Genomic DNA, 9527 nt, shown 5'->3' with positions numbered 1-9527 from the left:
TCTATGGCAACTGGGAGCTCAACTGGGGGTCGTACCCAACCGAAGGCGATGCCGCCCGCGGCAGCGCGAATGTCGAACACGATGAAATCACCAACATGGGCGGGACGCTGGCCTTCGGCGATGCCTCGCGCTATGTTTTTGGCGGAACGAAGCCGTTCCGGCGCCAGCGCGCCGCGACGTCGACTTCCTGGCGCGACGAGCATTGCGCCACGACCCGGGAACCCGGCCAGACCTTCTACGTCAAGTTTCCGCCCGTCGACGACAACGACCCGTTCCGCCTCGTGATCGACGAGACCGAATGGACGCGCGTTGAAACGTTCGAGGCTTCGTCCGCCAGCGATCGGCACTTCACGCTGGATCCCGTCAAAGGCGAGATCCGCTTCGGCGACGGCCGCCATGGGGCGCTGCCGGAAGAAGGGAAGCTGATTTATCTGGATTACACGACGGGGCCCCAGCCCGGTTATGTCGATTATTACAAAGCAATGAAAGCGGTGGACCCCTCGATCCTGGTGCTGTCGTGCTTCGAAAAGGACTCGTTCTACGAGGTCATGGCGCAAAACAACCTCCCGTACGATGGCGTCAGCCGGCACTACTATCCGCCAAGCGCGCGGGCCGCAAAGAACATGGATCTTGAAGAGGGCTACCGGCTGGTGATGTCCACCTGCCACGCGATTGGAAAAACCGTGGAGCACCACAAGCAAAACCTGGAGCGCTATCGGAATTCCGCGCTGGAAGAACCCGTGAAGTTGTGGTTCAGCGAATACGGCGCAAATGGCTATTTCGGCAACGCCGCCGTCTACCACAGCCTCATCAACGACCACGGCGCGGACGTGGGTTGCATCATGATCCACTCGCTCTTCCTCAATAACCGCTCGTCGATGTACGACGAGAGCGGGCTGGTCCGATCCAAGGCATTTGCCATTGCGGCCTTCTCGCGCCTTTCGTGCGATGTCTTCGTGGAAACCGAAGTGGAGGGCGGCCGCTCCCACGGGCTGCCGCCCGTATTCGCCTCGGCCTCCAAATCGAACAGCGCGCGCGAAGGATCGGTCGTTCTCACCAACACCCGTGCGGGCGAGGCGGTCAACGTGCAGCTGCGGATGAAAGGGATGCCGATCCCGTCGAAGCCGGCCGAGATCTGGGTGGCGGCGCCGCGCAACGGCAACCCGTTCGATGAAAACGACGAAGCGGACCCGGACAATATTTCGTTCAAGCGGGTGGGGCACATGCGCCTGGGCGCGAAAATGGACATCACGGTTCCGCCCGCCGCGCTCATGGTGCTGCGCTGGTAGGTTGCCTGTTGGATTGTTGCAACCCCGCGCGCTTCATGGTTCAATCGGCGCATGAAAACAACACGGTTTGAGTTTGGTGAATACGAGGTGCTGGCGGTGCCGGTGCTGGCCGATAACTTCGTTTATCTCGTTTGCCGCGATGGGCAGGCGGTGCTGATCGATGCGGGCGAGGCCGGGCCCGTTTTCCAGACGCTGGAACAAGAACGGCTCCAATTGCGAGAGATCTTGATTACCCACACGCACCAAGACCATGTGGGCGGGTGCCGCGCCATCCAGGAGCGGCTCGGGGTGCTCTCGACCAGCCCGGCGGTCGAATCGGCAACGGTTCAAATGCTCGGAACCGTCTGCCGTTCCTTTTCCACCCCGGGGCATGTCGCCACCCACAAGTGCCATCACTTCCCGGAGCTCGGCATCCTGTTCACGGGCGATGCCCTCATCAACGGCGCCTGCGGCCGCATCCTGGGCGGAACGGCACAGCAATATTTCGAAAGCCTGCAAGCCATCAAGGCTCTGCCGGATGAAACGGTGGTGTTCGGCGGCCACGACTATCTCGTCGAAAACATGGAATTCGCTCTCTCGGTGGAACCGGGCAACGCCGCCATGCAGGCGCGGCTCGATCTCTACCGCACCGATCCCGCCGCCGCCCTCTTCGCCACGCTGGCCGAAGAGAAGAAAACCAACCCGTTCCTGCGCGTCGAGTCCGTTGCGGAATTCGCCGAACTGCGCCAAAGAAAAGACCGGTTTTTAGGTCGTTGAGAAATAAGGAGAGAGCAAATTAAATTCATGCCTATGGTCATCGCTATCGCAGTTTTGTGTGCTTCCTGCCGGAAACCCACACCCCCCGAGCAACAGGGGGTAATTGGAAAGAAACCGTTGGTGATTGATGAAGAAGCGATGAAAAAACCAGACTTCAACTGGGAGGAGTATGGCCGAACGAACAATATTTCTGCAGCCATACTGGCGAACATTAAAGCACGCGTTGCAATCACTGAAGTGGATCAAATCGTGGAACACGATCAATCGCTCATCGCGGTTGCTGAAAGTGTGTTGATGCAATACATCAAAGAGAATCCAGCCGATATCAGTGCGGGTGTAGGCAGAGTTGAAATCGCCGAAGTGCGAGAGGAATACATGGGTGCGCAGCCAGCCATCACGAACTCGGCGCTAGCGAGCATGGTTAACTCCCGGGTTCAAACCTCGCGCGATAATAATAGGGATTTCTTCGTCAGGTTCGAGATCGCAGACGACTCGCGTGTGAAATCCATCTCAATCGGTGTATGGAATGGTTTCGAAGGAACAGGCTATGGCAGATACTATGGGCTTCGTCTGGTCAACGGTGCGTACGAGCACGATGGTTCGGATGGCTGTTTCTTGCTAGATTGAGCGGTGATTGTGGTAACGCCTCGTTCTACAGGTTCCGAGCCTTCTTGATCACATCGTAGGCTTCGTTGACCTTGGCGAGCTGGTCGTGGGCGTAGGACATGAACTCTTCCGGCAACCCTTTCGAGGCCAGCTTGTCCGGGTGGAACTCGACGCATTTCTGGCGGTAGACCTTTTTGATCTCCGCATCCGGTGCATCGGGCGAAACCTCAAGCACCTTGTAGGCGTTCTCCAGTGCGTTCGCCGTGTTGCCGCGGACGCCGCCGAGCATGGCGTCGATCGTGCCGGGCCGCAGGCGGAACGCCCGCTCGGCTTGCAGCAGGATTTCGCGTTCGTTCGGGTGGATCGTGCCGTCGGCCGATGCAACGGCATGCAGCGCGGCGATGAAGGTCATGGCAATCTGGGGGTTGAACTGGACGGCGCCGGAAAGCTGGTTGAGATAGTCCGCCGCCGTATGCGGATCGTCCTTGGCCCGGCGAAAGATGCCGATCGCCTGTTCGCGCATCGGCCCCGTATAGCGGAAGCGCGCCATGATCTCTTCGACGGCGGCGATCTCGTCTTTCGTAATCTGCCCGTCGGCCCGCGCCATTTTGGCGAGGCAGCCGAAGAAGGCCACCTGGATCGTCTGCGCGGCGGTCTTGACCCGGTCCACGCCTTTGTCGAACTGGTGGCCGATGACGGCCCCGATCGCCGTGCCCAAAACGGGGGCGACCAGCGAACCGAGGACCCCGCCGATGATTTTACCTGTCCATGCCATGGGAAAGCTCCGTGACCATTGATTCGTGAAAAGTGCGTATCCTATCGGAATGGCTGGCCGGTTCAACGCGAATCGGGCAGGGTGGCCGGCGTATGAATGAACAACCAAACAATCCGTTGCACGGCATCACGCTCGAAAAGCTGCTGATCCGCTTGGTCGACCACTATGGCTGGGACGAACTCGGCAGCCTCATCGACATCCGGTGTTTCAACTGGGAACCGAGCATCAAATCCAGCCTCAAATTCCTGCGTAAAACCCCGTGGGCGCGCGATGAGGTGGAGCACCTCTATCTCAATACCGACTTCGGCGCTTCATGAGCTGCTCCCGACGGTGGGGGGCGCAGGATTCTCGCCGAGCAAATCGCGCACGGTTTCGTTGAGCACATTGAGCGGAACGGGTTTTTCGAACACATGCTTGGCCCCGAACAGGCTGGCCTGTTTCAGGAAGTTGATCGGAAGCGCCCGCGAGCCGCCGGAGATGGCGATAACCGGCAGGTCGGCGCGGGTTTTCCGGATTTTCAAGAGGATTTCGAGACCGTCCATTTCCGGCATGAGAATGTCGGTAATGATCAGGTCGGGCTGGTCGCGTTCCATGAGATCCATGCCGATTTTCCCGTTGTCGGCCACTTGGATCTGGTAGCCTTTTTTGCCAAGGAACATGGAAAACAGTTTCTGTACGCTGGGGTCGTCATCGATAACCAGGATTTTCTTCATAGTGCCCTTTTTACTGCAGGTGTTCGAGTAAGCGGTGGACCGTAACCATTAGTTTGGATGCCGTGAAGGGTTTATCCATGAAAACGGCATTCATTTCAACCCGATGCTTGTCGCGATGTGCAGGGTTCCGGGAGTTGCCGAGCAGCAACATTGGCAACGCGGGGTTTTCTTTCCGCAGTTCTTCGGCCAACGTGTCGCCGCCCATGCCGGGGAGTTCCGCTTCACAGATGAGCAGGTCGATCGGACCTTGCTTTTCCTTCAATAGGGGCAAGGCGTCCTCGGCCTTGGAAACGACCAGGGTTTCGTAGTGCCCGTTGCGCAGAATCGTCTTGATCCGGTCCGCCGTTTCCGCGTCGTCGGCGACGATGAGAATGACGCGGTGGTCGATGTGGCCGGACGTGCCGGCGGATGGTTCGGGAGCCCCAAGGCCTGGATTCGCGACCGGGAAATACATCTTGAAACAGGAGCCTTTGCGCGGTTTGCTGTAGACATTGATCCAGCCTTTGCTCTGCTTGACGATGCCATAGACCACGGAGAGCCCCAGTCCTGTTCCGCGACCGATTTCTTTGGTGGTGAAAAACGGTTCGAAAAGCCGTTTTTGGACTTCGATGTCCATTCCGTGCCCGGTATCGGCCATCGAAAGGCAGAGATATTTTCCGGGCCGCGCTTCGGGGATGCGGGCCGCGTCCCCGGCCTGGAAAACGTGGCTTTGGGTCGAGATGCAAAGCCGTCCGCCGTCCGGCATGGCATCGCGCGCGTTGATGGCCAGATTCATCAGGATTTGCGTCACCTGGCCCGGGTCGATCAGGATCTGCGGCAGGTCGTCTTGCAGCTCGAGCTCCAGGGTGCACGTTTCCCCCAGCAGCATTTCGAGCAGGCCCAGTGTATCATGAATCGCGCGGTTCAAATCCAAGATTTCCAAGTGGGTCGGCTGTTTGCGGCTGAACGCAAGCAGTTGGCGCGTGAGCATGGCCGCACGTTTGGCCGAGTTGCGGATTTCGCGGGCATTTTGGTGTTCGGCGGAATTCGGGTCGAGGCCCATTTCGAGCATTTGGCTGAACCCAAGGATGCCCTGCAAAATGTTGTTGAAGTCGTGGGCGATTCCGCCGGCGAGTTGGCCAACCGCATCCATCTTCTGGGCTTGCCGCAACTCCTCGTCGCGGATCAACTCTTTGGAAATGTCGCGCTTGACGGCCACGTAGTTGGTGATGTTGCCGTTGGAATCCTTGACCGGGGCAATGGAGGCTTCCTCGGTAAAGAGTGCGCCGTCTTTTCGTCTGTTGACCAGCCGGCCGTCCCAGACGTTGCCGGTGGAGATGGTTTTCCAGAGTGCGGCATAAAAGGAGGCGTCTTGCCGACCGCTTTTCAGGATGCGCGGATTTTTCCCCAGGACGCTGTGCTGGTCAAAGCCGGAGATCTTTTCGAAAGCGGGATTCGCGTATTCGATGTTTCCGGCCGGATCCGTAATGACTACCGTCTCCGGCGATTGGTTGATGGCCGTCGAAAGCCGTAGCAGCTCGTTTTCATATTTCATGCGATTGCTGATATCTTCGAACATCCACAGCGAACCCGAATCGCGCGGGTTTTCCGGATCCAGCGCTTTCCCGATGAGCCGGCACCAGAACAACGTCCCGTCATGGCGTTGGAACTCGAGGTTTTGGTCGAAACGGTTTCCCCGGCCCAACTCCTCATAGGCCAGCGCGCCAATCCGTCGGTATTCCTCGTCCGAATAGTAGATGATGCGGGTCGAGCGTCCCGGCATCTTATCGGGTTCGATCTTGAATAGCTCGCCCAGGCGCGGATTCACCCATTTGAACGCCCTGTTTTCGACGAGCGCGATGCCCAGCGAACTGTTGTCGAGAATCAGGCCCTGGATATGGGTCAATTCCCGAAGGTGTTTTTCCGACTGCTTGCGCGCGGTGACATCGCGGAAGATGGACTGGCATGTGCCGTTCGGCATCATCTTGGAGTGCATCTCGACGGTGATTTCGGAGGAGTCGGGACGCACGATAACCCGTTCGGACACGACGGTTTCCCCGGCTTCAAGCAGGTCGAAGCGGAAGGGCGTACGCTGCAGACACGCCCGCGTGAAAGGCAACTGGCCAATATGTTTGCCGATAAGCGCGTCCCGCGGTTGGCCGAGCATGGCGCACACGCGTTCGTTGGCCTCGGTGATGATGCCTTCGTGGGAGCCGGCGAGGATGCCATCGACCGCCAGGTTGATCAGCGTGTGGTAGTTGTTTTCGGCCTCCTGCTGCGCGGTGATGAAGCGGGCCTGCTGGATATTCTGAAAGGCCGAGGCCGAAAGCTGGTTCGCCAGCGTGTAGAGGGCGTTCGCGATTTTCTCGAATTGCTCGTAGGGCATGGCGGGAACCGCATGGAACGCCTCCACGAGGGCCGTCTCGTCGGCGCCGATCTGCCGGGCATAGGCGCGCATGTGTTCTTCGGTCTGGGTCTCGTCGCGCACCTGGCCAATCAGCCAGCTGGCAATGTGGCGTCCGCCCACGCAGATGCCGGCCCCGGCGTCCCATAGGCCGCCGCTGAGGCAACGCCGGATGACCGGCCGGTCGGGAAGAGGGCACCCAAGTGCGGCATCGGACCGGAAGCAATTGGCGCTTCCCTTTTCGGTGCTGCGGACGATGTCCTTGCAAAACCGCGTGAAATTGCTTGGACGGGTGATCGGCGTTCCATCGGGATGCGTGATGATGGAAGCCACCCCCGTCGCCGCGGCAAATTCATCCTGCATGCGCTGGATTTCCCGGAGCTCGAAAAGCTCATCGAATGCGATCTCGCCGGGATCTTCGAGCGGGCGGGTCAGGGCGATGATTCTTTTTTCGACCGCGTCCTGCAGCCGTTTGCGCTCCGATATATCCATGAAGTTGACGACGACGCGGGTGAGTTCCCGGTTCTCGGAGAAGACCGGGGTTGCGCTGAACGATACCCAGGTGATTTCTTCGTTGCCGGGCTTTTTGATGCCCAAGATCTGGTTTTCAATCCGTTGTCCCGTCGCGATCGCCCGGTTGACCGGATAGTTTTCGACCGTCAAAGCCGAGCGGTCTTCATGAACGAAGTTCCACGCCGGATCGAGGGCCGGCCTTCCCGTCAATTGGTCCCGGTCGATCCCCAGGATCTGGCTGGCCTGCGGATTGCTGAGCAGAATGGTGGTGTCGGGGGCATGGACCACGATGCCAATCAAGAGATCGTTGATGGTCAACCGATTCACCTCTTCGGCCAGCTTGCGCGCCTGGATGTCGCGCACGATGACGATCACGCGGGTTGCGCCATGGGTTTTCAGCGCCGACATATTGATTTCGGTCCAGAAGACCGCACCATCGGATCGGCGGGATTGCCATTCGAAGCGGTGCGGGCCTTCGGAAAGCGCTTTGGCCATATGCGCCAAGGCCGCCTCTTCGGTAAAGGGCGGCCGGTTCAGGCTAAGGCTACCAACCGAAGCTTCGAGGAGTTGCCCGCGCGAATACCCGAACATGGTTTGCGCGTTCTCGTTGAAATCGAGAATTCCGCCGCTTTGGGCGTCATGAACGAAGACGGCGTCGTTCATGGCATCGAAAATGGCCCGCAGGTGCGAATCGGATCCGGTGGATTCCGTCTGGCTCCGGTGTTCCTGCGCGGCTCGTTTTTCGGTCATTGGGTTCTCCGTCGATTGAAAAATGGGATGCTTTGGTCGCTACTCCAATCCTTCGAGATGGACGGTAAGCAGCTGGCCTTTATGGTCGACCGCGTCGCGGAAGTTGGTTCTTATCTCTTCGAAGAGCTTTTCGGCGGCTTCGTTGTTCCCGTCCTTCTTGTAGCGCATGCCCAGATAGAGCCGGGCATAGGCCCCGACCTGCACGCCGGTGATGTAGAAGCACCCGTTGTGTTTCTCGATCGCCCGTTGCAGCAGCTGGATCTGCTCGTCGCCCTCGGCGGCCTGCGCCAAGGCGAGCACCGCGCAACCCGTGCGGTTGGCGGTCGGGAACCGGGCGGCCAGGAACGCGACGGCTTTCTTGGCCTCTTCGGTTTTCCAATTCTGGTTGGCGGTTTGGTAGGTCTTTTCGATGAGGTTGAGGTCGGTCCGCGTGAGAAACTCGGCATCGAGCAGCATGCGTTCGTGCGCCATGGCCTTTTGCTCGGCAACCACCGCCTTGACGCGTTGCTCTTCGAGCACCGGGGCCAGTTTGGTCTCCAGTTCGGCCACCCGCTTTTCCAGCGCAATAATGCGTTGGAGCAGAACGCCTTCATCGGCATGAAGCGTGGCGGCTAACGCGAAAACAAGAAAGAGGCTTTTTTTCATCTCAATGTCCCATTGTTGCAGATTGAATGATCCCGGCCTGTTGCAGGAAGTAGAAGACCAGCACCAGCATCACGGCGATGACGGCCAGCTTCATGGTCAGTTTGACGGCTTTGTTGATCAGCGCGGCGACGGTGATGATCACCGCGCCGGCAATGATGAGCCACATCATTGGGCTTATGGCTGGTATAGACTCCACTGCGATCTCTCCGGGGTTATGAATGGAAGAGTGTAAAGGTTGCTCTCCCGAATGTCTTTCCGTTAATCTGCTTTTTAGTCGGCTCCGCCGTCCTTTTCGGAACGAGGGCAAAGCGTGGTATCCATCCTGCTAGATCCCGGGATTCCAGCGGGCCGATCCAAATCCGAAACCGAGGTTGCCATGAAGACCGAAATTGCACTGATGCTCGCCACAACCGTTTTCGCCTGCTCCGCAACGGAATGCGTTGTGAAAGCGGCCAAGGACACGTTTGCGCGATCCAACGACCTCCACCGCAACAGCGGGGCCAATCCCCGGCTGCTCATTCTGCAGCAACCGATTTGCCGAACCCTCATCGGTTTCGACCTTTCCAGCGCGACCAACGAAATCCTCTCGGCCGAGTTGCAGTTCCTTCCGGCCGAAACGGTTGGGCGGTATGGCCTTGATCTCACCGTCTCCCCCATGGTTCAGACCCCCAACAACGCCGCCTGGGGAGAGGGCCGCGGCAATCTGGTCGCGAAGGGGCATCCCGCCCAGAAGGGGGAGGCCACCATGTCGAAAAGCGCCAGCTTCGATGTGCCATGGGAAGCGGCCCCGGGGAAAACCGTTGCCGTCCTCAGCGATTCGAAGCTCTGGCTGCCGCCGCTGGCCCAAGCCAAAAACCTGGCCTGGACCGAGGGCGAGTGGGTGACGGTGCCGCTCAAGAACACGGCCTTGCTCGAAACCATCCGCACCTCGGAAATCCCGATGCTGACACTGGGTTTGTGGGGCACGTCCGGCCGCGGCTTCTACTATCTCTACGCGAAGGAGTCCGGCCATTCGCCCAAGCTGGTTCTGCAGCTCAAGGAAGAGCCCAAAAAGCAGGAATGACCCGGCTGGCCCGCCATCACTTTTTGGGGCGGGA

Annotated in this window: 10 protein-coding genes; 5 read left to right on the top strand and 5 right to left on the bottom strand. The window is 59.1% G+C overall.

Annotated features, from left to right (window positions below):
* The 3 genes from ABYO54_RS09565 to ABYO54_RS09555 all read left to right on the top strand — a co-directional run.
* Window positions 1-1289 (top strand): hypothetical protein (locus tag ABYO54_RS09565; RefSeq protein ID WP_372808027.1); only part of this gene is annotated, 1289 nt, incomplete at its 5' end.
* Window positions 1290-1340: 51 nt separating this feature from the next.
* Entirely contained in the window at window positions 1341-2045 is a 705-nt protein-coding gene (locus tag ABYO54_RS09560) for an MBL fold metallo-hydrolase (protein ID WP_372808026.1), read from the top strand.
* A gap of 120 nt (window positions 2046-2165) precedes the next feature.
* Complete coding sequence (locus ABYO54_RS09555; RefSeq protein ID WP_372808025.1) at window positions 2166-2672, top strand: hypothetical protein; 507 nt, start codon at window positions 2166-2168, stop codon at window positions 2670-2672.
* Window positions 2673-2697: 25 nt separating this feature from the next.
* Here the strand turns inward: ABYO54_RS09555 and djlA are convergent, their stop codons facing one another.
* Window positions 2698-3426: a co-chaperone DjlA gene (gene djlA / locus ABYO54_RS09550; RefSeq protein WP_372808024.1), complete on the bottom strand. Its 729-nt coding sequence runs from the start codon at window positions 3424-3426 to the stop codon at window positions 2698-2700.
* Between the two features lie 92 nt (window positions 3427-3518).
* Between djlA and ABYO54_RS09545 the strand changes: the two genes are divergently transcribed.
* Window positions 3519-3743: a VF530 family DNA-binding protein gene (locus ABYO54_RS09545; protein WP_372808023.1), complete on the top strand. Its 225-nt coding sequence runs from the start codon at window positions 3519-3521 to the stop codon at window positions 3741-3743.
* Here the strand turns inward: ABYO54_RS09545 and ABYO54_RS09540 are convergent.
* From ABYO54_RS09540 to ABYO54_RS09525, 4 genes are read right to left on the bottom strand one after another with little or no spacing between them, the layout of a single operon-like run.
* Window positions 3738-4139 (bottom strand): response regulator, encoded by a 402-nt coding sequence (locus ABYO54_RS09540; RefSeq protein WP_372808022.1) that lies wholly within the window; start codon window positions 4137-4139, stop codon window positions 3738-3740. The two genes, ABYO54_RS09545 and ABYO54_RS09540, sit on opposite strands and share 6 nt — an antisense overlap.
* A gap of 10 nt (window positions 4140-4149) precedes the next feature.
* Complete coding sequence (locus ABYO54_RS09535) at window positions 4150-7785, bottom strand: PAS domain S-box protein (RefSeq protein WP_372808021.1); 3636 nt, start codon at window positions 7783-7785, stop codon at window positions 4150-4152.
* Window positions 7786-7824: 39 nt separating this feature from the next.
* Complete coding sequence (locus ABYO54_RS09530; protein ID WP_372808020.1) at window positions 7825-8430, bottom strand: hypothetical protein; 606 nt, start codon at window positions 8428-8430, stop codon at window positions 7825-7827.
* 1 nt (window position 8431) lies between these two features.
* Complete coding sequence (locus ABYO54_RS09525; protein ID WP_372808019.1) at window positions 8432-8599, bottom strand: hypothetical protein; 168 nt, start codon at window positions 8597-8599, stop codon at window positions 8432-8434.
* Window positions 8600-8806: 207 nt separating this feature from the next.
* On the opposite strand from ABYO54_RS09525, the gene ABYO54_RS09520 reads away from it, so the two are divergent.
* Window positions 8807-9493, top strand: coding sequence for a hypothetical protein (locus ABYO54_RS09520; RefSeq protein WP_372808018.1), 687 nt, complete (start codon window positions 8807-8809; stop codon window positions 9491-9493).
* Window positions 9494-9527: the final 34 nt, after the last annotated feature.

It is taken from the genome of Pontiella sp. (assembly GCF_041622395.1).
GTDB lineage: Bacteria > Verrucomicrobiota > Kiritimatiellia > Kiritimatiellales > Pontiellaceae > Pontiella.
The sequence above is the reverse complement of the archived record's forward strand: the minus strand, read 5'-3'. Positions and strand labels throughout refer to the sequence as shown.

Bases quoted from the DNA above. Each gene is read 5' to 3' on its own strand.
- ABYO54_RS09535 (WP_372808021.1), bottom strand. From the start codon at position 7,785: ATGACCGAAAAACGAGCCGCGCAGGAACACCGGAGCCAGACGGAATCC.
- ABYO54_RS09520 (WP_372808018.1), top strand. From the start codon at position 8,807: ATGAAGACCGAAATTGCACTGATGCTCGCCACAACCGTTTTCGCCTGC.
- ABYO54_RS09545 (WP_372808023.1), top strand. From the start codon at position 3,519: ATGAATGAACAACCAAACAATCCGTTGCACGGCATCACGCTCGAAAAG.
- djlA (WP_372808024.1), bottom strand. From the start codon at position 3,426: ATGGCATGGACAGGTAAAATCATCGGCGGGGTCCTCGGTTCGCTGGTC.
- ABYO54_RS09540 (WP_372808022.1), bottom strand. From the start codon at position 4,139: ATGAAGAAAATCCTGGTTATCGATGACGACCCCAGCGTACAGAAACTG.
- ABYO54_RS09525 (WP_372808019.1), bottom strand. From the start codon at position 8,599: ATGATGTGGCTCATCATTGCCGGCGCGGTGATCATCACCGTCGCCGCG.
- ABYO54_RS09560 (WP_372808026.1), top strand. From the start codon at position 1,341: ATGAAAACAACACGGTTTGAGTTTGGTGAATACGAGGTGCTGGCGGTG.
- ABYO54_RS09530 (WP_372808020.1), bottom strand. From the start codon at position 8,430: ATGAAAAAAAGCCTCTTTCTTGTTTTCGCGTTAGCCGCCACGCTTCAT.